This window comes from Jonesia quinghaiensis DSM 15701, from assembly GCF_000423205.1.
In the GTDB taxonomy this organism is placed as follows: domain Bacteria; phylum Actinomycetota; class Actinomycetes; order Actinomycetales; family Cellulomonadaceae; genus Jonesia; species Jonesia quinghaiensis.
Genome location: NZ_AUHN01000006.1, coordinates 41,764 through 65,680, shown reverse-complemented (window position 1 = coordinate 65,680; position 23,917 = coordinate 41,764). Strand labels below are relative to the sequence as shown.

The following is a 23,917-nucleotide window of genomic DNA, read 5'->3' as shown; positions in this document are numbered from 1 at the left end:
GTGTTGCGGATTGGAGTATCAGACAGGTAGCTGATCACGAAAAAACAAGATTGAAGAAGTATCCGGTCACGATGATCCCGAGGGTTACTGAACCGAAAAAGATGGCAAGAAGTCGCGGCTTCATGACCCTCCGGAGCATGATGGCTTCTGGTATTGACAGAGCAATCGCACTCATGATGAAGGCCAACATTGTGCCTACTGGTAGTCCTTTAACCCAGAGCGCTTCGGCGATGGGAATAACTGCACCACCATTGGCATACAACGGAACAGCAGCAAGCGACACCAGCGGGACTGCAAAGATATTGTCAGCCCCTGCTATGTGAGCAAAGAAGTTCCCAGGAACCCAGCCGTGAATTGCTGCCCCGATCCCTACTCCCACGATGATCCAAGGCCATACTTTGCCCACAATGTCTCTGACATCATCCCAAGCCATGGTGGTGCGCAGAGCCCAGGTCACCCGTGGCTGTGCGATTTTCGTTGCGCTCGCCCCTATGACTGTTTCCGCAGGCACGCTCACTTGTGAGACCGGAGCCGGACGCCGTGTGACGAGCGGTTCCAGGAGTGGCTCCAGGTGAAAGCGAGACAGGGTCAACCCGATAACAAACGCAATGGTAGCCCCGGCCATAACGTAAGCCACGGCGATCTGCCACCCAAAGTGGGTCGCAATGAGAACAGCAGCGATTTCTGAGACCAGAGGGGAGGCGATGAGAAACGTCAACGTGATTGATAACGGGATTCCTGCAGCCACAAAGCCGATGAATAGCGGGATTGAGGAACAGGAACAAAATGGGGTAACGACGCCAAGCACGATAGCGAGGAGTAGCCCAACGACTAATCCTTTACCTTCTAGCCAGTCACGGACTCGGTCTGTGTTCAACGATGCGCGTAGTAGGCCAACTGCGAAAACTATCGCGGTGAGCAGGAGGAATATTTTCGCGGTGTCATACAAGAAAAAGTGGGCCGCTGGCACAAAACCCATACCGTTGTAGTTCCAGCCTGCAAGGTCAAACGCTGCGTCCCACACCTGTTCGTTGAATGTGTAAAGAGCAACTGCCCCAAGGGCCAGGAGGACAAGGCGCACAGCGATCGGTAATCGTTGGACAGTGTGGCGGACCATGATTATTGGCCCACACTCTGATTAAGGTTCTGAGAGTCTTCCGATAACTGGATGTATCGTCGCGCGGTGCTTTGCTCACCCAAACCCGGAAGGCAAGTTCTCAAACGATCGAGTGCTTCTGGGGCGAGCGAGTAGTCAATCCACCTCCCCCGTTTCGTGGCGCTAATGAGTCCTGCTTCTTTGAGGACCTTGAGGTGGTAGCTCAAAAGGTTCTGCGCAATAGGGGGTTCGGTTTGCAGGTCACACACGCACTTACTCTCGGCCTCATTGAGCTGCGCGAGGAGTGATAGGCGAACTGGATCAGCTATCGCTTGCAGTGTCGCTGCCGAGGCCACAAACACTTCAACAGATTTTGATACAACCATTTTTGAAGCATACGCCCGGGGGTATGGCGATCGGGGGGACGTAGGTCCCCATCCCTGCATCGGAGCACGCAAAAGGGCCGAGAGAAAATCTCTCGGCCCTTTTGAGGTGGTAGCGGGGACAGGATTTGAACCTGCGACCTCCGGGTTATGAGCCCGGCGAGCTACCGAACTGCTCCACCCCGCGTCAGTTTGCTGAAGCACGAACTTTCATTCGTGAGAGAACCGCAAACAAATTCTCTTTCGTAGCGGGGACAGGATTTGAACCTGCGACCTCCGGGTTATGAGCCCGGCGAGCTACCGAACTGCTCCACCCCGCGTCGGCTTGACCACTATAGGCACGTTGGGCCTTCGCAATCAATCGAGAACGAGCCGCTGGCGGTGTGATCCTCACCTCTGTGACTCACACCACCAGCGAAAACGCGTCCTGTTTACTCTCCGATAACCGTTGCCCCAAAGCGGAATATCCGCTCTGCACCAGGCGCTAGACGCACCTCTGCATCGCGGTCTTCACGGTTAAACGCATCCGTTGTTGACTCAACTGGTTCAATGGCGATGGAGCCACGGTAGTGCGGAAACTTACCTTCCGTGTACACCAACACCGTCCCACGTTCTTGCCACAGGGAGAGCCCTGCGCCCCTGTCCCCCTCGGTGAGGTAGGTGCGCACAATGCCGTCGCCGTCGGCTACAAGGTCAGCGAAGGCGGTGTCGTAGTGAACATCTTCGAGGGTCTCGTGCCATAGCTCCCCAGGCAGCGGTGAATACGCAGCGTCGCCTGGTAGCGGAATGAGGGCTTCATCAGTTTCCACCTGGGTGTGTGCGGGAACCCGCAGCGCAAGGTCATCAATGACGTCGTGCCCTGGGATCTTGTAGTACGGGTGCCACCCAAAGTTCGCGGGGGCATCGGAGGTGCCGACATTCTTGTATGCGAAAGACACGTTCAATGAGGTGGCAGTCAATTCATAGGTCACTGCAATGTCCAGCGAGAAGGGGTACCACTCGTACTCGCCTTCTCGGATTGAATACGTGAAAGTGAGTCTCGCCGCTTCTGGAGAGTCAAGTTCAGACGCAACGAGCTCCCAGTCGTGGAGGCGAACAAAACCGTGGATGGTTTCTGGGTCACCGGCGCACTGCATCGGCACTGTGTAGGTGACGCCATCCCACGTGTATGAGGCGTCGCGGAGCCTATTGGCGAAGGGGAAGAGCAAACCGTTACGCATACCTGCTTGGCCGGTGAAGTCTTCTTCGGAGATGAACCCTTCCATGAAGTCCCCCATCTCCCCTTTCCAGGGGGCAGCCCACGATAGGACAGTCGCTCCGCGGCGAGCGATAACTACGCGCGAACCGCTCGCGCCATGTGTGAGTACATAGGTGGGAAGAGAGTCCAACTCACTGGTCACCACAGTGTTGTCGGTTGACGCATTGCTCATCTGATGCAGTTCCACTTCTGTCGAGTTATCACCTGAGCCCCGATGGTCAGGCAAGTCGTGTTTTCCACTGTGAAGTCTACGTGTTTTCCCACCACCTCACGGTGACAGACGTCCCTGTGTCCTTGTGTGCCCACGGCAAAGAGGGTGGTCACCACATGTGCGGTGACCACCCTCTTCATCGACCTTGTGAGTCAGATGCGCGTGCTACTCAAGTGCATCTTCAGCAGCAACCGCTCGTTCAACAGCGTCTTGCAGGCGATCCTGGGCTTCACCGTAAGCAGCGAAGTCACCATCTGTCAGAGCCTTTTGGGAGTCCTCCATGGCTTTGCGTGCGTCTTGCAGTGCTGTATCCAGTTGGGCACGCAAGTCTGCATCACCGGCTGGCGGTGTCGCGTCTGTTGGCTCCTGCGTTGGCTCCTCACTTGGAGTTGAATCCGTTGGTTCTTGCGTTGGCTCTGCTGGTTGCTCACCATCGCCGTCACCATCGGCGCCACCTGGCGCAGCCGGTTCATCAATGGCTGAATCATCGATGTCGATGTCGTCTTCTGCTACTTCAGCGTCACCGGCGGTGGCACCCGACTCTCCACCGAAGACAGAGTCCAAGGCTTCATCGAGAGTGTCAGCAATTTCTACCCTGTCACCGAAGGAAACAAGCACCTTACGCAAAAGCGGGAACTGTGTACCAGATGCTGCTTGGACATAGACCGGTTGCACGTAAAGCAACCCACCTCCAACAGGGAGCGTGAGCAGGTTACCGTTCACGACATCAGTCTGGTTGTTTTTCAGCAACGTGAGTTGCTGGGCGATCCCAGAGTCTGAGGAGAAGTTGTTTTGCACCTGTCCTGGACCAGGAACAATCGATCCACGCGGTAGCTCAAGGAGCCTGAGTTTCCCGAAGTCCTCGTTTGGTTTCCCGGCAACGTTCCCCGCTTCGGCATTTGCTGCAAGGTAACCCGTGAGAACGTTTCTGTCATTGGTGCCACCTGCGATAAAGGAGGTAGACAATGAGAACGCAGACTCCTGCTGACCTGGCATTTGCAAGGTCAAGTAGTACGGAGGTTGCGCGGGGCGCAAGCCGTCGACGGCTTGCGCTGCTGATGGGTCCTCAGGTACTCGCCAGAAGTCTTGACCAGAGAAGAACTCTTCTGCTGTGTCCACGTGGTAGCGGGTTAGTAGCGTCCGCTGCACCTTGAACAGGTCTTCTGGGTATCGAATGTGGCTCATCAGATCCGATGAGATGTCATCGATTGGCTTGATCGTGTCAGGGAAAACGTTCTGCCACGCCTTGAGAATGGGGTCTTGTGTGTCCCATTCGTACAAGGTGACTTCACCGCTGTATGCATCAACAGTGACTTTCACAGAGTTACGAATGTAGTTGACCTCTTGTGGGAGCAGTGCTTGCACTCCGCCGCCCACTGCTGTTGCTGTGGCCTCGTCCAATGCCTCCGAGGTGGAGTATGGCAAGTCGTTGCTTGTGGTGTAACCGTCCAAGATCCACACAACGCGACCATCGACCACTGCAGGGTAGACGCGGTTATCTAGGGTGAGGAAGGGCGCTACTTTTTTGACACGGTCTGCCGGGTCACGTTCATAAATGATCTGTGACTCTTCATTGACCAAGTCTGACAGCACAATTTGCTCAGCTTGGAACCGAATCGCGTAAAGCAATTTGTTCCACAGATTACCCACTGATGGGCCAACTGTTGTTTCACTTGTGGGGAAGGTGTAGTTCACTTGCCCCGTGCCGTCATCTGTGGGGTAGTCAAGTTCGCGAGGTTGCGCGCCTTCTTCAGCTCCCACAATGGAGTATTCAGGTGCTTGTGGGCTGAAGTAGATGCGCGGTTCGTATGGCTCATCATTCATGTCTGTCAGGGCACCTTCAGTGGGGATAGACCCCTCAAAGAATGCCGGGCGCCCGTCGTTACCAATCTGGTTACCGTAGGCAGCAACAATTCCATACCCGTGCGTGTAGACCGTGTGGTCGTTGACCCAGTTTCGTTGGTTGTCGCTCAGACCTCGAAGGTCAAGTTCACGCACTGCGATAACGGTGTCCCGGCTTTCCCCGTCGATGTCATAGCGGTCTACAGACAGATTTTCGGAGAAAGCGTAGTACCCACGCTGCTGCTGCAACTGCCTGAACGAAGGGCTAACAATCGTGGGGTCAAGAAGACGAATTGACGCTGTGGTGTCAGCATCTTCACGGAGTGCATTAGTTTCCGCCACTTGTTTCGCCTCGTAGGGTTCTACTTCGATGTTATCGAGGCCGAATGCAAAGCGCGTAGCGTCAATGTTGCGTTGAATAAATGGTGACTCTAATTGCTGCCGGTTGGGGTCTACTTGGAACCGGTCAATTATTGAGGGGTACACCGTTCCAATAGCAACAGCAGAGACAATCATCAGGCCCACACCGGTAGCGGGGAGCCGCCAGTTGCCTCGAATAGCTGTCAAGATAAACATGAGTGCCACAAGGACTGCGACCCCGGCCATGATGGCTTTTGCCGGGACGACAGCGTTGACATCCGCGTAGGTTGCCCCATCAAAACGGTCTCCCGATTTCAGGAGAACACTGTAGCGGTCCAACCAGTAGTTCACGCCCATCACTAAGACGACACCAGCTGCAATGAGTGACAGTTGGATGCGTGCTGTCTTCGTGGCGCTCGAGGAGCGCCCCTCCATGCCTAAGGTCACTCCACCGTAAAGGTAGTGAGTCAGGAGTGCGCCGATTCCGCTGACAATAAAAATTGCCATGAGGAAGTTGGCGAGGAAACGAAGCACAGGCAGTGTAAAGACGTAGAACGAGTAGTCACGGAAGAACTCTGGGTCCGTAACTCCAAAGTCGCTGGCATTGAGCCACAGTTGCACTGTGTCCCATTGCGCTTGGAACGCTAACCCGGCAAAGAACCCGATGGCCAATGGCGCGCCGACCATCACAACTTTGCGTAGCGGTTCGATGGCCTCTCGATATTGATCGAGAGTCGCCTGCTCAGGTGTCGATGGTGCGTAGATGGGCCTATTGCGGTACGCCAAGAATAGGGAAAGATACACCGGCAGGGACATCAACGTGAACCCAATAGAGAACAGCACAATACGAGTGCCCCACTCTGTGAACAGGATTTGCTGATAACCCAGCGACTGGAACCAGAGAACCTCAGTCCAGTATTGAGCGGCAAGGAAAATTGCGGCGATGAGGACACCAGCCGCAGTGATCGTGACCGCTAGCGGATTTATTTTTCTCGACGACTTGGGGGCTTGTTTGCGTGGTTGGGCGGCAAATGCCACAGTGCTTCCTCGCTCCTTGATGATCCGTGGACCGTCAGATGATTGTCTTCACAGAGATCAACTCTGACCATGTCTTAAAGGTTCCCACAGATCCTTCACAGATGTCAGACGCGCGGAGGACGCGAACTTCTTCGCGCCATGTCATCCTTGTTCTATGAATCGCCCCCATGCCTCTGACCTGCCTGCAGACGTTGCCGCACTTGCTGATGCTGTGTCGGAGATCGAACGACATGTTGCTCGCGCTGGATGGGACGGTGACATCCGTCTTTTTGCGTTAATTTCAACACGTGATGCCATCGCCGCTGACCCTGACGTGGCATCCCAACTCCCCCAATCGGCGCTCGACGCTGCGGCTCGTGACCCTCACCATCTCACCTCGGTGGAACAGGAGAACCTTCCCGCAGTGGATTCGTTAGAGGAACTTCTCGGTTCGATTGTTTTCCCACCGACTGTCGCTGGTTGCGCAGTAGTCACCGAACGGTTCATTCTCCCTCCGACTGCTGAGGAGGAGATCCCTGAAGATCCCACCGCTGCGCTTGCCTACATTACGTCCCACCCAGAACGACAGGATGTGCGAATGGCGGTAGGCGCTTTGCGCTCTGGTCCGTCCTGGTGTGCGATCCGCACTCGTGATAATGACGATGACCTTGACGTGGCGCATGGGCCAACTCTGGTTCCAGGACTCGTTGATGCAGTGAGATCAACACTGGCAGATGTCGTGGTGTAGTGCGTTACCCATATCGCAGCGACCTTCGATGGCCTGGTGTTACCAACACTGGGCCATCTTTATTGGCATCGAGTTAATTCAGAGGTGTCACCGGCGCCGATAGCTTGGACTGCGTCCCACGCACTACTAAGGGTGTCGACAGCAATGACGTCCAGCCCTTCAGGGATGTACCCCACAACCTCTTCGCAGTTGCTGGCAGGGGCTAAAAAGTAGGACGCTCCATCGCGTACTGCGCCGTTCAGTTTTTGCCTGATTCCCCCGATGGCCCCAACCTGACCGGTTGTGTCCATCGTGCCCGTGCCCGCAATTTTCTCTCCGTTGAGCTCATCTTCTGACGTCATCATGTCCATGATCCCCAGCGCGAAGATCATTCCTGCGCTGGGACCACCAATGTTGTCAATCTCAATGTCTACATCCACGGGAAAATCAAAGGTGATGTCAAGCGTCAGGCCAAGGCGGGCGCCCTCAGAGGTGCTCGAGGCAATGGTTGGGAAACGAGCAGAGACAAGCTCACCGTCTCGCTCCACAACAACGTCAACCTCATCCCCACCAGCCATTGCATCAAGTTGAGCAACCAATGACTCATAGGTGTCAGTTGCTTGGCCATTGAGGGAAACCAACACATCACCGGACTGCAGAGTACCGGTCGCTTCTGATTCTTCAAGAACCTCTTGAATAGCAAGAGTTGTTGGTACTGAATACCCTAATTGAGACAGCGCGGCGTAGGTGGCGTTCTCCTGTGAGGTGACCATCAGGGCCGTGTTTACTGTCTCGATTTCCTCTTGTGTTGATTCAGGGGGGTACACAGTTTCCACGGGATAGACGGCCCGTTTCGGGTCTAGCCATCCTTGGATGACCTGAGCAAATGAGACGGAAGCAGAGGGGCCACCTTGAACCCCGACAGTCGTGAGGAGCAACTCCCCACTGGGGTCGAAGGTATCTTCACCGGAAATCGAAATCAATGGGCGCGAGTTCACCTCACCCAACACGTCCTTTGTCGGACCGGGCGTGCGCACAACGTAGGGAGATGGCACCCACATCAACGCCGCCACCAGCAGGGCGGTAACCAGTGTGGACACAGCGAACGTGACGTTGCGGCGGGAGGTGGGGCGGGCATCTGGCTGGTTCTGACTCACCCCACCGTTCTATCCCACCTGACTGGGTGTTTCCTGTGCGCATACCGAGATACCTGCCCACAATGTCCCGCCTACTGCCTACCGTCCACCTCTGGCTTGCTTCCAGATCGCAGCGGTCGCCAAAGCTGCTACAGCAGCTCCCGCTGCACCCAAGGCAGCCGCATCTCGCCCGGCAAACCGGCGACCACCCACCCCCAACCGGCCACGCACCTGAGCGGTAATGGTGTCAACGCAATCAAGTGTCGTGTAGCGCGGACGCCACCCAACATCGAGAAGCCGTTGCGGGTACACAACCCACGGGTACACCGCAAAGGAAAGATCACTGGAGGGAGCCGGGAGCACACCAACTCGGTGGAGGCGTTCTGCTGTTCCAAATGCGGCAGCCTCAGATAATTCGATGAGCCGATGTCCAGAGCGGCGCGCAACGTCGCTGCTGGTTGCTTCATCGGGGTGGTGCCCCTGAGCATCTCGCGTCACAGCGCCGACTGTTAGTGCTCCATCCAGGCGGTGCTCTACTGCAGCGCTGACTGCCGCTGCGAGGTCATCAACGTGGCAGAACTGCCAGCGGCGTGGCACTCCTTTAATCACCAGCAGTCGAGGGGCTTCGAAGTGGCGGGTCACCAAAGTATCTGTGTCACCACCGGCAAGTGCTGCGGGGCGCAATATTGTCACCCGAGGTCGCGCAATGCCCTGAGGCAGTGATTCATATGCTTGGGTGAAGGCTTCTTCGTATATCGCGATGTCTCCGGCGAATCCGGTGACGGGTGGGGCAATGGGTGAGGTGTCTTCGTAGCGAGTGTCTGTGCGTTGTTGGGGTGGCAGTACGGGGTGGCGGGTTGTGTCTGGGGGCGTACTGGGGTGGTGTAGTGACGTGCCGTACATCATTGCTGAGGACAAAATAACGATTCTTTCGACGCCGCACACAGCTGCGTCGTAAACGTCACGGAAAGCGCGATCTCGCAGGTCATGGGCTCGGGTTTCGGCGTCGCGGAGTTGGCGTGTACCGAAGTCTGCGGAGTATGCCGCGACTACCACTGCATCGAATCCGGCGAACCGGTGGGCTGTCATGACGTGTTCTGCGATGGCGGTGGCGTTGAGTGCGTTGCGGACGGCCCGTGCGGTTGGCGCATCACCGACAACGCCGATGACCGTATGAGTGTGGTCAGTCGTGCGCTGTGAGTGAACTGTTTGGTCAGGCAACGTGTTGGCCCCCCGCTGGTGAAGAAAAGTCGCTACGGTTAAGTCTAGGCATTGTCCGTCATCTGCGTCCTTGGAGACCCCATGAGTTCTAACCCTCCCGGAAATCCCGGCACCCCCGACGACAATCCATCGGCGCAGTGGGAAGAGATGTTACGGTCTTTCCTAGGCGATCAGGCTGATGATGTTATTCGCGAGATGCGCGAGCGGGGTATTGATCCCTCGTCGATGCCGTTGTCCGGTTTGCCGCAGGATCCAGCAGCGTTGGCGCCTTTGCTTGATCAAGTGCGCCGCATGTTGGAGAACTCTTCTGGTGGCGCGGTGAATTCTGATGTTGCCCATGATGTTGCGCGGCAGGCTGCGCGTTCCCAGGGTGATCCCTCTATTGTTCCCGCACAGGAGCGGGCTGTGACGCAGGCGTTGAGTGTTGCTGAGTTATGGCTTGATGCTGCGACGTCGTTTGGCCCCTCAGGGTCCCAGGCGAAGGCCCTGGATCGTTCTCAGTGGGTGGAGTTGACGCTACCTGCGTGGCAGTCGCTTGCTGAGCCGATTGCACGTTCTGTGGCCGATGCGTTGGCGAAGATTTTGAAGGATTCTTTACCGGACACCTCTGATGGCCAGTCTGATCCGATTGCTTTCCAAATCTCTGGAGTTCCAGGGATGCCTGATTCGATGAGCGGTTTGTTGGGGGAAGGTGGCTTCACTCCGGAGAAGTTGATGCATCAGATTGGTGCCGCGGTGTTTGGTATGCAGGTTGGTACTGCGGCAGGGACGTTGTCTCGTGAGGTTTTTGGTACGGGCGATATCGGTGTTCCGTTGACGTCTGAACGTGTGACTGCGCTGTTGCCTGCAAATATTGAGCATTTTGCTGAAGGACTGGATGTTCCAGTTGATGAAGTTCGTTTGTTCTTAGCGTTGCGTGAGAGTGCGCATGCTAGGTTGTTTGCTCACGTGCCGTGGTTGCAATCCCATGTGTATGGCCTGATCAATGCTTATGCGCGTGGCATCACGATTGATATGGATGCGTTGGAAGGTTCAATGCGGGATATTGATCCAACGAACACTGAGGCTTTGCAGGAAGCTCTTGGTTCTGGGGTGTTTAGCATTCAGTCCACACCAGAGCAGCAGGAAACCCTTGGCCGTTTGGAAACAACTCTTGCACTCATTGAAGGATGGGTTGATGAGGTTGTCACAGCGGCAGCTCTTCCTCACCTGCCGGGAACTATTGCACTGAGTGAGATGATCCGGCGTAGGCGCGCGGCAGGTGGGCCTGCTGAGCAAACTTTCGCTGCGCTCATTGGGCTGGAACTGCGCCCGCGGCGTTTGCGTGATGCGGCAGCGTTATGGGCTGCAATCACCCGTGACCGTGGGTTGGACGAGCGTGAGAACGTGTGGGAACACCCCGACTTACTACCCACTGCTGTGGATCTTGATGACCCTGCAGGGTTCTTATCGGGCCGTGAGAACACCAGTGAATCGATGAGTGATCTTGATGCGGCGTTAGCTGAGATTTTCAGTGAAGCGGAGCGGAACGCTGGCGAGTCCTCTTCTGATTCTCACTCCGATGATGCTCCTGATGATGATCAGGGTGACGCTCCCTCGTCTGAAAGCCCATCAGATCGTTAACAAATCCATGCGACAACAACCAACGGAGCGTTCCTCACCGCATTACACACGGTGAGGAACGCTCCGTTGGTTGTTATTCGTCTGGTGAGTGCGCTGTGTCCTGAGCAAACGATAGCCCCTCTAGGAAGCCTTGTGCTCTGTCAGTTCGCGGGTATCTGGCCATGAGTTCCCAAAATTCTGGGCCGTGGGTTGGGACAATAATGTGTCCGAGTTCGTGGAGCAGCACGTAGTCGATCACCCACGCCGGTAGGCCTCGCACTCTTCGGGAGATCCTGATGCTGGCCTCTGGCATTGTGCAAGATCCCCAACGGCGTTCTTGATTGTCTACCCACCGAACTGACGTTGGTTGAGCTTTTCCGTCAAGGTATTGGGCACTGAGTTCCTGGGCACGAGCCATGAGTTCGGTATCGCTGGGGCGGCGGCGTGCTTCTTTGTCGTCGAGCCGGGCAACCATCTTTGTTACCCATTCACGCTCTTGGCGGGCGGTGAATCGGGCGGGGATGGAGACAACGGTGGTGTCTCCTTCTCGGTAAGCGCTTACCGTCGATTTACGGCGTGCTGACCGGCGCACTTCGACGCGCCCAGCAGTATCCATAGTGGGTTCAGGGCTCACCTGTGAGCCCGCCACCTTGGCGGGCGCCTGGCGAGCCCGTTCTGACATACTCACACCATAGCGAAAAAGTCTGGGAAATGTGAGCAACGAAACTCTGTTGGACTCACCTCTCGCGCATAATACTGCGGACCTGTGGATAACTCCAGACTTACGCGGCCTGCCTGACAGGCTTAGAACATGCATCTTGCACCCGAAGCGACCCTGACTTTCCCCACTCATGGCACAGCACACTTCTATACAGAAAATGGCGCTGCTTTGTCCTTTGATGGCCTTGATCATTCCACAGAGCAGTGGTTACAGAATCTTGCTACCGGCGACCAGAGAATTGAACCTCCAGATGAAGCCAGGAGTATCATTGCTTCCCTTCATGATGCTGGGGTCCTCACACTAGGTTCAGTGTCACATCACCTAACCACACCCGGTTCATTGGCCAGTGACTCAGCGCCTGCGCCCCCTGACATCTTGGCTCATCGTGGTAACCCCGACCCTGCCCTCAAGCGCAAGCGGCAACGCGCTGTCATCGCAGTCCGGGGAGTCACTCCCCTCACGGTGGCTATCCTCGCTGAATGCAGGACGTTGGGGGTTGAGCAATTCATTATTGATGATCCTCGCCCGCCGCTCAACGCAGAATCGCTCTCAAAGATTTTCCCGCCTCAGCTCAGCCGTGCTGCCGGTGCAGCTCAATTTCTCCGGCAGGAACATCGCGCAACGATTCGTGGAGAGAATACGCCTGCTGACATCACGCTTGTCCAGGCCGGACAAGACATCGACATGTTGTCTGCAGCAGTGTTGTGGGCTCAAGGTCTAACGCATATACCTGTGCGGGAAACTGATCGTGGAGTCACTATCGGGCCGCTCATCATTCCGGGTGTCACCGGGTGTTTAGACTGCTGCGTCCAGTCTTTAGGTGGGAACATTACACACGACGCCGGCTTGCATGACGATGCCACTGACGCGGCGTTGTCTGTGACGACATCGCGGATTGCTTGTGCCATAACCGCTCACGACGTTGTGAGCTACCTTGATGGTTTGCAGCCAGCGACGACACACCATGTGGTGCATGTTTTCAACGCATCGCGGCGGGTAGTTGAGGTGCCATGGTCAGCGCAAGAAAGTTGTTGGTGCCAAGGAGATACCCCGCTGTGACACTGTGCGCCTGCCGTTCATCATGTGGGTAACACAGGCAGGGACTTGCCCCTGAAAGTGCCGAGAAAAAGCGACACGGCGCCGGCGATAACGGCCGGCGCCGTGTTCTGGTTAGCGCGTACAGGTGATGTGAGGCTCATGTCACGCAGCCTCTGATTTACGTGGCCGCCCGCGGCCACGCTTGCGGGCGACAATGGCCCCGTCGACAAAAACTTCGCCGCCCCATACTCCCCATGGTTCTTCACGGTCGAGCGCTCCTTGTAGGCAAGCTGCAACCAAAGGACACTGCTGGCACAGTGCTTTGGCCTGCTCAATGGCGCCTGCTTGCTCAGCGAACCACAGTTCTGGGTCGTCGTTACGGCAAGGAACGAGAGCTTGGACGAGGTCGTTGAAGACCCCTTTCTCATCGTGTGTCAGTGGTGCAGCTCCCGGCGTAGATACACGCGCAGTAGTGTGCTGACCAAGTGAAACGATGGCAGTTGCTCCAGTCTCCATGACATCGAGCATCGCCGCTAATCGCACAATTTCCTCCAGTTATATCCCAAATGATCTGAATGTTGAGGGATACGCGCCAGTCTGGTTGCCTTGACCTGACAACCAAGAAAGTGTGCACAAAACACGAAACCGCGGATCCCTGTGGGCCTCCGCGGTGATGACATCTGCTCGAAAGCAGGTTTAGCTCAGTGAAACGACAATCCCTGTCGCTACCTGTGTAAGCCGATGTCAGTCCGCGGAGCCACAGAAGTTAAACCCTGTGGACGCTCCCAGCGATGGGTCATATCGAAGCCGGAACGGAAGCGTTGATCGTTGAGCGGCAATCCAATAGCCGCTAGATTCATGTTTTTCACTTCGTTCCACCTCCCATCGCTGAGGGCTCACGCTTTCGCGCTACGCCGCGTTTTCACTGACAGAATCAACATTATGTGCCCGCTCGTGAGCAAGGCAACTTTTTTTACGAACTTTTTTCACCATCACGAAGGTCCATACTTTCGGATGATGTCGAAAGCCTCCTCCCCCCACGCCACAGCACGCTCTTGCCCGACCCCACGAGTCGATACAAAAGCCTCCCACGTTGCGGGGCGTTGAGTGGCTAAAGCGCGCAACACCGTAGTCGGGACAACCATGTGGTCTTCGACATCGTGTTGCGCAGCCCACTGGCTCCGCCACGACCGTAACTCCACAAATAGTTCTCCATGCATCTCTCCACGACGAGGACGCGGGACGCGCTGATCACTCACACCCCGCTGAGGCTTCTGAGAAGTATCGCGTGGGCCTGTCCACAATGGGGCGAGAAAACGACTCACTTGCCGTGCGGTTCGCCCAGTTCCAGAACGCGACTGCGAATACGACAACGTCAACTGATGTTGAGCTCGGGTGATCCCGACATACAGCAACCGCCGTTCTTCAGCGACCGCCTCTGGCGTCTGAGCCAAGGAAATTGGCATAAGCCCTTCGCTCAACCCGGCCAAGTACACATGCGACCACTCCAAGCCCTTCGCGGCGTGCAGTGACGCTAACGTCACTGAGTCAACAGTTGGTGCATGTTGATGGCGAGCACGCTCATCAAGTTCACCAACTATTTCCGTCAATCCCAAGCCTTGCTCACCCAAGCTTTGCGTCAACTCCCACACAGCATTCAACGCTTCCCAACGTTCACGTGCTGCACCACGGGCCTGCGGCGCAGTAGAGGACCACCCTGCTGTGCGCAAAACATCCTCAATTGCCTGTGCTGGTGAGACATCATCAGGTGCTGAGCGAGCAGCACCTTTCAACATAAGAAGTGCTGATCTCACATCTTTACGCGAGAAGAACCGTTCCCCACCGCGCACCTGGAAACTCACACCAACAGCGGCCAAAGCCTCCTCAAACGCCTGAGACTGAGAGTTGGTGCGATATAGCACTGCGATATCGCGCGGTGCTACGCCCTGAGCAATGACCCGTGCGATCCGTTCAGATATTCCGGCAGCTTCACGCGCATCGTCAGCGAAAACCACACAAGACACTTCCGCACCAGACTCACGCTGAGACTGCAAATCAAGCACAGGGAAACGGTGTTTGTCCGATGCGGTGGTCAACAACCGATTCGCCATCGTGACGATCTGCGGAGTGGACCGATAATCGCGGATCAGCCGAATCGTTGTGGCATCCCGGTACCGCTGCCCAAAACTCAAAAGATGATGCGGGGTTGCCCCGGTGAACGAGTAAATCGTCTGGCTTGGATCACCAACAACACATAACTCACGTCGATCACCCAGCCACTGGTCAAGGACAAACTGCTGTAACGGTGACACGTCCTGATACTCATCCACCACAAACCGGCGATACTGGTCGCGCACCTGACGGGCAACATCGGTGCGGTCCTGAAGAATACCTCCCAACAAGAGAAGAACATCTTCAAAGTCAATGACCCCACCAAGCTCTTTGACTTCCTCATAACTATCAAGCAGCCGTGCGATTGTTTTGTGGTCAAAACCCGCTGGGGCTGGGCGTCCAATAGCTGTCGCAGCCTTTTCATAATCAGCCGCGCTGACCATTGATACCTTGCTCCACTCCACCTCCGAGGCAAGGTCTCGCACGGTCACACGGTCCGCCTCTAGCCCCAAACGAGTAGCTGCCTGAGCAACAATTCGAGCTTTGTACTCGACAATCTGCGGAGGCGGCCCTCCCACAACCTTCGGCCAAAAATAGCCCAGCTGCTTCAACGCTGCAGCGTGGAACGTCCGGGCCTGCACCCCCTGAACCCCAAGGTCCCGCAACCGGACACGCATCTCCCCCGCCGCGCGCGCAGTAAATGTCACAGCGAGCACAGAAGTAGGCACATACATGCCAGTGCGTACCCCGTACGCTATGCGGTGAGTGATGGCGCGAGTTTTCCCCGTCCCAGCGCCAGCCAGCACACACACCGGCCCAGTTAAGGCCATGGCGACCTCGCGCTGGTCCGGGTCGAGGGCATCGAGAATTTCTTGAGGATCACTGGACATCGACCCCATTGTGTCAGGTGCAAGTGACACACTGGGAATATGCACAAGCAACACGACGTTGTGCATGCCACAGTCCGCGGATCCCCGCACCCGCCCATCTGCGACACGCCAGTCCTACAAGGAGACACCGTGACATCAGCACCGCACATCCCTCAACCCGGCAACGTCATCATGTATTCAACAACATGGTGTGGTTACTGCCGCCGGTTGAAAACACAACTTGACTCTGCTGGCATCGGCTACGAAGAAATAAACGTTGAAGAGGTCCCCGGAACCGCCGAATACGTTGAAGCTGTCAACGGCGGCAACCGTGTGGTACCAACCCTCGTTTTCCCCGACGGAAGCGCCCTGACTAACCCATCACTACAGGACGTCAAAGCACAACTAGCCTCGGCAACACAAGAAGATCCCACCCAATAACGCACTGCCCGCCCGGCGCTACCGTGCAGGAATCACCATTGCCATTACCCTAGGTGTGTGCGCTCTTCACCCCTTTCTCTCGCGGCCCTTGCAACAGTGGCCGTACCAGGCCTTGACGTCTGGCACGCCTTCCCCATCCGCGCAGCAGATGGGTATCTCGCTGCTGTTGCCGTTGACTCCGAGACCCGACAATGGGTGGTGCGCATCCCCCAAGATTCCGCAGCAGGGGCGAAACTCGAAGCTGAAGTAGCTTTCCTCAGCCGCATCGCCGCAAGCGTTGACTCCGGTGAACTGCCATTTGTTGTGCCACGCATCGCAGGGTCTGCGCCGCTCATTGACGGTGGACGCGCTGTTGTCTACCCACGTGTCAGCGGCAACCCCCTCGTCCTTGAGCGCATGCGCCCTGGACCAGGGGCTGCAGCGTCACTCGGGCGAGCAATAGCGGCGGTACACTCACTCCCGCTCAACATCATCGAAGACTGCAACCTACCGGTCTACACCGCTCAAGAACACAGAGAACGTCGGCTAGCAGAACTTGACGAAGCCGCCGCAACTGGCATGGTCTCCCCCACCCTTCTCCGCCGGTGGGAATCAGCCCTAGAAAATGTTGCCCTATGGCACTTCAGACCAGTAGTGACGCACACTCAGCTATCGCAAGACAGCGTCATCATGGCGCACGGGCAAGTCTCAGGCCTCGTTGATTGGGACGCAGTAACAGGTGGAGACCCCGCCGACGATCTCGCCTGGCTCACCGCCGCGGCCCCTGCAGATTGCCTCGAATCGATCATCGAGGCTTACAACCTACGCGTCGCAGAGAGCGCAGACCGTCACCTTATGGACCGAGCGGCTTTCTCCAGCGAATTCGCCCTCGCACAATGGCTGCTGCACGGTGTTCGCACCGGAGCCAACGATGTCATTGCTGACGCAAAAGAAATGCTCTACGACCTTGAAGTAGCTCTCGATGGCGATGAACGATTCACTGTCACCCAAGGAGCTTCTACCGTGCCTCAACGCGGCAAACAACGCATCATTGGCGACACTGGCCCCATCACCCCAGGGGTATCGCCCGCTACGGGCCACAATGCTATCCCGACAGGCGCAACACCAACGGTTGATGCACCTCAAGACCCACGGCGAGCACCCATCGCCGAAACCGGTGGCATACCGCTGTTCTTCACACCAGCCTCATCTGCTGAAGCCCCAACATCAGACACCGCCCCGACAGACGACGCCTGGGCTACACTCACAGACCTGGTGATTCCGGACTACACTCACCGGCGCCCCCCACAGCCCTACGCTGACACTCCAACCGTGGCATTCTCCCAGGTGAAGGCACCTCGCCCCGACCGCTCACCTGAGACGAACACCTAAGCAGCCCAGGAGCGCTTCAGGGAGGGTCACCCAGATATTGGCCCACCAGCTGCCGAACGAATAAGGCCTTCGATGTCTTCTTTACTCATCAGCACCTCAGGGGTCACAGTGAGATCTTCAGCTACGTAGTAAAACGCGGCTGAGACTTTCTCCAGCGGCATACCTGACCACGTCGCCCAGGCAAGGCGGTACACAGCAAGTTGCACTTCACGATGTCGGCGCTGGGTTGCATCCTGAGGTGCCCTACCTGTTTTCCAGTCAACAACGACCACACCGCCTGTTGCCGGGTCATCAAAAACAGCGTCAATGCGCGCTCTCACCACGGTCCCTGCTAGCACCACATCGATGTTTGCTTCCAACTCGCGCGGGGTGCGGGTAGCCCACATGGACGCTTCAAACGTTGCTTGTAGTGCATCCAAGGAGAGATCTTCTTCACTAGCCTCAGCATCAAACTCGCTGAGGTCCTCCATATCGAACAGCGCAGTTGTCCCGTAAAACTGCTCAACCCATAAATGAAACGTGGTTCCTCGCCGGGACTGGATTGATGGTCGTCGCGGGACCGGGCGGCGATACTGCATGAGATAGGCAGAGGCATCTGCTGAGAGTTCAACAAGAGCTGACACCGACAAATGATCGGGGAACGTTGGGCTATCCCCCGTTCGTTGTTGCTGCTCTGCTTCTAACAGTTCCGCAAGGCTTGTGAGGTCAATACCTTCAGCAGAAATAAGCGGCTTACTATCCCGTTCCTCAGAATCAGCGCTGTGCGCTGCGAGAACCTGCGAATGGTGGGCGACAAGTTCTGCACTGCGCGCAACAATGTCATCCACTGCTTGCAACGGCCAGAGAGCTGTTTCTGATTCTTGGGGTGCGGGATTCTCTGTCCCCGGGTCTGTCACCACATCGGCGTGAGCCACGCCTGTGTGGTTCAACAATTCTGTCAGGAAAGGGGAAGGGGGTTGTGGGTTTTTTCCCGACCGCCACCAGGCCCCCGAAACAAACAGTGCAGCCCGTGCCCGAGTGAAAGCAACATAGGCGAGGCGTCGTTCTTCAGCAACCTGGTATTCCCCGCAACGACTCTTAAAATCGTCAATAAGTGCGAGCAAATCTGCGTCGTCGTCGGCTGCGCTGATATCAAGTTCCGGTAAGTCGCGTGCATCTCCACGCATCGAAAAGGGTAAAGTGCCCAGCGAACTGATCCATCCCGAATCTCTCGGGCCGCTTTCTTTCGTCGCTGCTGTTGAAGGAAAGACGCCATCGCTCAACCCTGGGACAGCAACGATGTCCCATTCGAGCCCTTTAGAGGCGTGCACTGTAATGAGCTGCACGGCGTGCGGGTTGCTATGTCCCGTTGGACGATCAAGTCCGCGTTCACGTACTCGCGCATCGTGTAACCACGCCAACACTGCACCCAACGTGGGGTGCACAGCGTGAGCGGCAAAGTCTGAGACCACTGATCGAAAGGCATCAAGGTGTGCGCGCCCCCAGGGATCGATCGGGTCAATAGCCCCATGCTGCGAGCGCTGTTGGCGCGCTTTCAGGGCAACTTCGACGTCCAAGCCTAGTGCCCGCTCCACCGTATCCACGAGGTCGGGAAGTGGAAGGTATGTCTGGCGCCGTAGCTGGTCAATGAGTTGTGACAGAGACACGAGGCGGGCGTGGCCGGCGGCACTGAAACTTTCTCCGCTTGACGCTGTCCAACTCGCAGCGGGCAGTTGGGCTAGGGCGTCGATGATGGAACGTTCTTCAGCGGCTTCGGTTGCGCCGTGTGCGTTGTTCCTTCCTGCGTTTCTCGCGAGGTGGCGGGCATATACACCTAACGTGTAGAGGTCCATTGCACCGAGGTGGAAGCGTGGCCCGGTCAGTAACCGCATGAGGGAGTCGCCGCGGGATGGGTCGTGGACGACTTCTAGTAGTGACACGATATCGACGATTTCGGGGGTGTTGAGTAGTCCTCCGAGTCCGACAACTTCAACTGGTAGGCCTGCCGCACGTAGTCGTTCCTCGAGGAGGGCGAATTGTTTTCGTGCTCGGCAGAGGACCGCTGCGGTGGTGGCGCCTGGGACGAAGTGTTCTTTAAGGTACTGCGCAATAGCGTCTGCTTCGTCATGGGCGGTCAGTGAGTATCCAACGGTGACTGTCCCGTGCCCTGCGCCGGGGCGGGGTTGTAGGGGCGAAATGTCGATGACTGAGTCGTGCGCTAAGGGTGCTGCGGTGACGTTCGCGGCATCAAGTATTGCTACATCATTGCGCCACGATGTTGTCAGGTTGGCGATTGCTGCGCGCCGCCCTCCGGTTGTGGGGAAGTCTGTGGGGAACCGGGCGAGCCCTGAGGCGCTTGCTCCTCGCCACCCGTAGATCGATTGGTTGGGGTCGCCTACAGCGGTCACGGGGTGTTCGCGGCCAAAGAGTGCTTTGAGGAGCTGAATTTGGGCGTAGGACGTGTCTTGGTATTCGTCGAGGAGGACGACGGAAAATCGTTCTCGCTCTCCTGCGCCAACAATGGGGTGGGTCATGGCGAGTTGGGCGGCGAGGGCGACTTGGTCGGAGAAGTCCATGGAGTCTGTGCGGCGCTTGGTGGTGTGGTATTCCTCAACGAGGTCCAGGATTTGGCGTCGGAGTGCCAGTGTCCGCCCGAGTTTGAGGACGTCCGATTTCATGGCGCGCCCGCGGACCGGTAGGTCTTGGAGGGGTTCGATGAGGTGGTCGAGGGCTGCGCGCGCTTCGTCAATAGTCAGCAGGTGCTCGGCTGTTTCACCGGCGAGTTGTAGTACTGCCTCAGTGATGGTGGTGACAGCGTTTTCGGTGTCTAAATCACTGTGCCATCTCTCGACAATTGCTGAGGCCATGGCCCATGAACTGGCTTCGCTGAGGAGCCGTGCGCCAGGTTCTCGTCCGATGCGCAGACCGTGTTCGGTGACGATGCTTGCCGCGTATGAGTTGTATGTCGAAATAGTTGGGCGGTCGAGGACGTCGAGTGCGTGGGTGTTTTCCCGGCCAGTGGCGTGGGCGAGTTGAGTGAGCCGGGTGCGGATACGTTCGGCAAGTTCTCCTGCGGCTTTCCGGGTGAAGGTGAGGCCGAGGATTTTTTGGGGTTCAACGAGCCCGTTTGCTATGAGCCATACGACTCGGGCAGACATTGTTTCGGTTTTCCCGGAGCCTGCGCCAGCTATGACCAGGAGCGATTCCAGTGGACTTTCGATGATTGCCGCTTGCTCTGGGGTGGGTGGTGGTTGGTTGAGGAGCTGGGATATGTCGTGTGCGCTGAGGGTTGGTGTTGGGGGTTGTGTCATGTCAGGTGCCTTCCCTCGGGGCGCAGTGGGCAGGTGAATCGGACGGGACAGTGGTCACACATGGTGTTGCGTTGTGCGGTGAATTCGTGGGAGCGAAGAGTGGTGACGGTGTCGGCGATGAGTTCGGTTGCCCAGTTGTCGTCGGGGTTGTCGACGGGTGCTTGGTTACGTAGTGATGGGGTTTTGGTGTTGTTCGCGATGTAGAGCAGGTGTGCACCTGAGGTTGTGGTGACTTCTGGGACCGCGCCGTTGAGAACTGCTAGTTGGTAGATGCCGAGTTGGGGGTTAGCTTCGGTGTCTTGTTGGCTAGGTACTGACGTTCCTGTTTTGAGGTCAACGATGCGGGCACGGCCGTCGTGGAGGATCTCAACCCGGTCGATGGAGCCCCGTAGTCGTGCGCCTGCAATGGTGAGATCAAAGGGGTGTTCGACAAGGATTTTCGTGACGTCGTGGCGGGTTTTTTGAGTGTAGGCAGCGAGTTTTTCGAGCATGTGCTCTGCGTGGGCGCGTAGCCGGCGGGCTGGCCACCCGTCGGAGAGGCGTAGTTGGGACCATCGTTCGTTGAGCATTTCACGGTATTCCTGGTGGGTTCCCCACGGTGCGTGTGCTGCGATGTCGTGAATGATGTTCCCGATGTTTTGGCTGAGACCAGAGGCTGGTTGCCCACCGGAGGTTTCTAGTGCCCAGCGCAGTGAGCAGGTTGCAGCAGCGTCTACTCGTGATGGTGATACGGGTACGAGGTCGTGGGAAACGAAGAGGTCTTCTTCGGTGGATATAGCGTGCGCTTGATACCAGGTGGCCGGATTCGCGGCGCCGGCTTTTCGGGTGTTGAGGCGCGCTAGGAGGTGCGCAGCTTGATGCGCTTTCTCAGTGTTATCGCTGCTCAAAGCGTCGTATAGTTCGCTGCGGATCATTGTCACTAACCCACGGGTGTCTAGTGGGGCACCTGCCTGCGTGAGGTCTGGTGTGTCAGGCTCAGGGTCCACGAGGTGCAAAAAGGGTGAGGGCATGATGGTGTCATCATGAACGGCGGTGAGCACGAGGGTGCTTTTCGCCCGAGAAATCGCTGCAGTGAAGGAGCGGAGTTCGTCGTACAGTACGTCCCGCCGGGCGGTGGACAGGTCGGTTGTGCCGTCACGCCCATTGAGCACGTCCACAAGGTGGAGGGAACCAAGCAGGGTGTCTCGTAGCGTGAGGTTAGGCCACGTGCCGTCTTGCAGCGCAGTGACGATGACGTTGTCCCATTCTCTGCCAGCTGCGCCTTGTGGGGTGACCAGTGAGACGACATCGCGTGGGTTTTGCCGGATTGCCAGTGAGTCTGCGGGGAGGTCTTGGGAGTCAATGAAGGTCGCAAACGGTACGATGCGCGCGTCAGGCATGCGGTCTACGTGGGTTTCTGCCGCTCTAAAGAGTGCCATGACTGCATCGAGGTCTTGGTGTGCCCGCGGTGCTGCGGGAGAGTCCGACAGTGCAATGGCTCGCCATGTGTCTGCGACGGCTGCAGCGTCCCAGGTTGCCCACAGCACGGTTTGGGCATCGGAGTGCTCGATGTCCATTGCTTGGCGTGCCGCAGCAATCATGGTGGAGATTATGCCTAGCGGGGCGAGTTCGCGATTGTGGCGCAGGTTCCCGAGGCGAGTAGGAGCGGTCTGTGGTGCCATAGTGTGCGCGTTGTTGAGGACCTCAAGGATCAGCTCATCTGAGGTTCTTTCGCCGCCTTCGGTAAGCTCGTCAGCGCGGAGAGCTCTGCGCAGTCGCCGTAGTTGGATGCTGTCAGCACCGGTGTACACGCTGGTGATGAGGGACAGTGCACGGTCGATGGTTAGTTCCTCGCCGGCAGCTGTATAGATCACGTCAAGCAAGGCGCGTACTGCTGGTTCGTCGCGTAGCGCAACGTCTGTACCAAGGACTGCTACGGGAATTGAGGCAGCATCCAAGGCGCGGCGTAGTCGGTGCAGCTCTCCGGCTGAGCGAGCAATGATTGCCATATCAGCCCACGGTTTGTGGTCGTAGAGGTGCCATGCACGCAGTGTGCGGGCAATGAATGCTTCTTCCACATGGCGGGAGGGTATGACGCACCCACGCACGGATGGTTTGTCTTGTGATGCTGACAGTGGTTGGGGCGCATCGGCTGTTTGTGCTGTCCGGTGCGCTACCACCCCAGCACTGGCGATACTTTGCGTCACTCTTGTCACTGCTGTGCGCAATTCGGTGTTGCCCCGCCACACGGTTGGCAGGATGATTCGTGTGGCGCCAAAGCTGCCCGGGCTGTTGTCTGTTGTTGTGGCATGGGCTAGGTAGCGCGGGGAAGCCCCACGGAAGCCCTGTCCGGTGAGGTCGGGGTCTCCGGCCAGCAGGATTTTAGCGCCATCGGCGTGGAGCTGACTGACCAACGCCACGGTTGCGGCAGTTGCTTCGTGGTAGTCGTCAACGAGAACGGCATCGAAAGTCGGCCGGTTGGGTCCGTCCCACGTTGCTAACGTGTGAGCACCGGCAGCGACGATGCCTGCCGGGTCATACCGTTCACCGATATCTGGTGTTGCGGCCGATAGCCGGGTAACCCATTGGTATTCCTCCAGAATGGTTGCGGCTGCGACCCACTCTTGACGTTGGTTGCGTTTTCCCAGTTCACGCAGTTCACTAGCGGTCAGGCCGTGCTCGCTGACACGCATGAAAAGGTCACGAAGCTCGTCCCGGAAGCCTCGTAAGGTCACTGCGTCTTCTGGGATGCTTGCTGGCCAGCCTGCCGCAGGAACAAGCCCATCGGCGTGTCCCCCAAGAATCGTGGCCAAAATGGTGTCTTGTTCTGGTCCGGTGATGAGCCGTGGCGCAGGGCGGCGCTGCGCTGCGGCGTAGGAACTCAGGATAGAGAACGCTAATGCTGGTGCCGTGCGCGCTATGGTGCCTCGGATAGCAGTGTTCGCTTGCTGCGTGATGACATTGCGCAGCCGCCCCGCTGATTCACGGCTTGCAGTGAGGACCAAAACTTTCTCTGGCGCTACGCCTTGGCGTAGCGCAGCTAAAGCGCAGGCGGTGATGAGTCGGGTTTTACCTGTCCCGGGGGCGCCAATGACCACAATGGGGGTGTTGTTGTCCAAGAAAGCTTGTTGCGCCTCATACTGGGTGGGGTCGAGGTCAATGTGCACGCCTTCATGGAACCATGCGCCTGTGACATCTATGGAACCATCCCACACCTTGTCCACGATGCAGGAGCCTATGTCT

At 57.2% G+C, this 23,917-nt stretch carries 16 protein-coding genes and 2 tRNA genes; 5 read left to right on the top strand and 13 right to left on the bottom strand.

What is annotated here, in order from left to right; all coding sequences use genetic code 11:
* Positions 1 to 34: 34 nt before the first annotated feature.
* From G538_RS0105705 to G538_RS0105680, 6 genes are all read right to left on the bottom strand, one after another.
* On the bottom strand, positions 35 to 1,117 hold the full coding sequence (locus tag G538_RS0105705) for a permease (RefSeq protein WP_035833443.1): 1,083 nt from the start codon (positions 1,115 to 1,117) through the stop codon (positions 35 to 37).
* Positions 1,118 to 1,119: 2 nt separating this feature from the next.
* Positions 1,120 to 1,482: an ArsR/SmtB family transcription factor gene (locus G538_RS18515; protein WP_169514102.1), complete on the bottom strand. Its 363-nt coding sequence runs from the start codon at positions 1,480 to 1,482 to the stop codon at positions 1,120 to 1,122.
* A gap of 107 nt (positions 1,483 to 1,589) precedes the next feature.
* A tRNA-Met gene (locus tag G538_RS0105695) sits at positions 1,590 to 1,666 on the bottom strand.
* A 59-nt stretch (positions 1,667 to 1,725) separates the two neighbouring features.
* A tRNA-Met gene (locus G538_RS0105690) sits at positions 1,726 to 1,799 on the bottom strand.
* Positions 1,800 to 1,910: 111 nt separating this feature from the next.
* A complete protein-coding gene (locus tag G538_RS0105685; RefSeq protein WP_035833441.1) occupies positions 1,911 to 2,909 on the bottom strand; it encodes an aldose 1-epimerase in 999 nt (332 codons plus the stop codon).
* 204 nt (positions 2,910 to 3,113) lie between these two features.
* Positions 3,114 to 6,188, bottom strand: a complete 3,075-nt coding sequence (locus G538_RS0105680; protein WP_029068564.1) for a UPF0182 family membrane protein — start codon at positions 6,186 to 6,188, stop codon at positions 3,114 to 3,116.
* Positions 6,189 to 6,342: 154 nt separating this feature from the next.
* Between G538_RS0105680 and G538_RS0105670 the strand changes: the two genes are divergently transcribed.
* Complete coding sequence (locus tag G538_RS0105670; protein WP_029068563.1) at positions 6,343 to 6,915, top strand: PPA1309 family protein; 573 nt, start codon at positions 6,343 to 6,345, stop codon at positions 6,913 to 6,915.
* Between the two features lie 59 nt (positions 6,916 to 6,974).
* On the opposite strand, the gene G538_RS0105665 is transcribed toward G538_RS0105670, so the two are convergent.
* Positions 6,975 to 8,051: a YlbL family protein gene (locus G538_RS0105665; RefSeq protein ID WP_029068562.1), complete on the bottom strand. Its 1,077-nt coding sequence runs from the start codon at positions 8,049 to 8,051 to the stop codon at positions 6,975 to 6,977.
* Between the two features lie 78 nt (positions 8,052 to 8,129).
* The gene (locus tag G538_RS15275; protein WP_051196617.1) at positions 8,130 to 9,251 is read right to left on the bottom strand and encodes a Rossmann-fold NAD(P)-binding domain-containing protein; all 1,122 of its coding nucleotides are present in this window, start codon (positions 9,249 to 9,251) and stop codon (positions 8,130 to 8,132) included.
* 81 nt (positions 9,252 to 9,332) lie between these two features.
* On the opposite strand from G538_RS15275, the gene G538_RS0105655 reads away from it, so the two are divergent.
* Positions 9,333 to 10,874 carry a zinc-dependent metalloprotease gene (locus G538_RS0105655; protein ID WP_029068561.1) on the top strand — a complete coding sequence of 514 codons (1,542 nt, stop codon included), beginning with the start codon at positions 9,333 to 9,335 and terminating at the stop codon, positions 10,872 to 10,874.
* A 73-nt stretch (positions 10,875 to 10,947) separates the two neighbouring features.
* Here the strand turns inward: G538_RS0105655 and G538_RS0105650 are convergent, their stop codons facing one another.
* Complete coding sequence (locus G538_RS0105650) at positions 10,948 to 11,487, bottom strand: M48 metallopeptidase family protein (protein ID WP_425402179.1); 540 nt, start codon at positions 11,485 to 11,487, stop codon at positions 10,948 to 10,950.
* Between the two features lie 177 nt (positions 11,488 to 11,664).
* Here G538_RS0105650 and G538_RS18140 point away from each other — a divergent pair, with 177 nt between their 5' ends.
* Positions 11,665 to 12,633, top strand: a complete 969-nt coding sequence (locus G538_RS18140; RefSeq protein WP_029068559.1) for a hypothetical protein — start codon at positions 11,665 to 11,667, stop codon at positions 12,631 to 12,633.
* Between the two features lie 141 nt (positions 12,634 to 12,774).
* Here the strand turns inward: G538_RS18140 and G538_RS0105640 are convergent, their stop codons facing one another.
* Together G538_RS0105640 and G538_RS15270 are read right to left on the bottom strand one after the other, a co-directional pair.
* Entirely contained in the window at positions 12,775 to 13,128 is a 354-nt protein-coding gene (locus tag G538_RS0105640; RefSeq protein ID WP_084618199.1) for a WhiB family transcriptional regulator, read from the bottom strand.
* A 476-nt stretch (positions 13,129 to 13,604) separates the two neighbouring features.
* Positions 13,605 to 15,614, bottom strand: a complete 2,010-nt coding sequence (locus tag G538_RS15270) for an ATP-dependent helicase (RefSeq protein WP_035833606.1) — start codon at positions 15,612 to 15,614, stop codon at positions 13,605 to 13,607.
* A gap of 171 nt (positions 15,615 to 15,785) precedes the next feature.
* Between G538_RS15270 and G538_RS0105630 the strand changes: the two genes are divergently transcribed.
* Positions 15,786 to 16,034, top strand: a complete 249-nt coding sequence (locus tag G538_RS0105630; protein WP_035833603.1) for a mycoredoxin — start codon at positions 15,786 to 15,788, stop codon at positions 16,032 to 16,034.
* Between the two features lie 57 nt (positions 16,035 to 16,091).
* A complete protein-coding gene (locus G538_RS15265) occupies positions 16,092 to 17,405 on the top strand; it encodes a phosphotransferase (RefSeq protein WP_084618125.1) in 1,314 nt (437 codons plus the stop codon).
* 26 nt (positions 17,406 to 17,431) lie between these two features.
* Here G538_RS15265 and G538_RS15260 read toward each other — a convergent pair whose 3' ends face one another.
* Positions 17,432 to 20,695, bottom strand: coding sequence for an ATP-dependent DNA helicase (locus tag G538_RS15260; protein ID WP_035833439.1), 3,264 nt, complete (start codon positions 20,693 to 20,695; stop codon positions 17,432 to 17,434).
* The gene (locus tag G538_RS0105615; protein WP_051196615.1) at positions 20,692 to 23,898 is read right to left on the bottom strand and encodes an ATP-dependent DNA helicase; all 3,207 of its coding nucleotides are present in this window, start codon (positions 23,896 to 23,898) and stop codon (positions 20,692 to 20,694) included. The genes G538_RS15260 and G538_RS0105615 overlap by 4 nt, the downstream gene beginning before the upstream one ends.
* Between the last annotated feature and the right edge of the window lie 19 nt (positions 23,899 to 23,917).

Excerpts from the sequence above, each read along its gene's own strand:
- G538_RS0105705 (WP_035833443.1), bottom strand. The coding sequence starts at position 1,117 with ATGGTCCGCCACACTGTCCAACGATTACCGATCGCTGTGCGCCTTGTC.
- G538_RS18515 (WP_169514102.1), bottom strand. The coding sequence starts at position 1,482 with ATGGTTGTATCAAAATCTGTTGAAGTGTTTGTGGCCTCGGCAGCGACA.
- G538_RS0105685 (WP_035833441.1), bottom strand. The coding sequence starts at position 2,909 with ATGAGCAATGCGTCAACCGACAACACTGTGGTGACCAGTGAGTTGGAC.
- G538_RS0105670 (WP_029068563.1), top strand. The coding sequence starts at position 6,343 with ATGAATCGCCCCCATGCCTCTGACCTGCCTGCAGACGTTGCCGCACTT.
- G538_RS0105655 (WP_029068561.1), top strand. The coding sequence starts at position 9,333 with ATGAGTTCTAACCCTCCCGGAAATCCCGGCACCCCCGACGACAATCCA.
- G538_RS18140 (WP_029068559.1), top strand. The coding sequence starts at position 11,665 with ATGCATCTTGCACCCGAAGCGACCCTGACTTTCCCCACTCATGGCACA.
- G538_RS0105640 (WP_084618199.1), bottom strand. The coding sequence starts at position 13,128 with ATGGAGACTGGAGCAACTGCCATCGTTTCACTTGGTCAGCACACTACT.
- G538_RS15270 (WP_035833606.1), bottom strand. The coding sequence starts at position 15,614 with ATGTCCAGTGATCCTCAAGAAATTCTCGATGCCCTCGACCCGGACCAG.
- G538_RS0105630 (WP_035833603.1), top strand. The coding sequence starts at position 15,786 with ATGTATTCAACAACATGGTGTGGTTACTGCCGCCGGTTGAAAACACAA.
- G538_RS15260 (WP_035833439.1), bottom strand. The coding sequence starts at position 20,695 with ATGACACAACCCCCAACACCAACCCTCAGCGCACACGACATATCCCAG.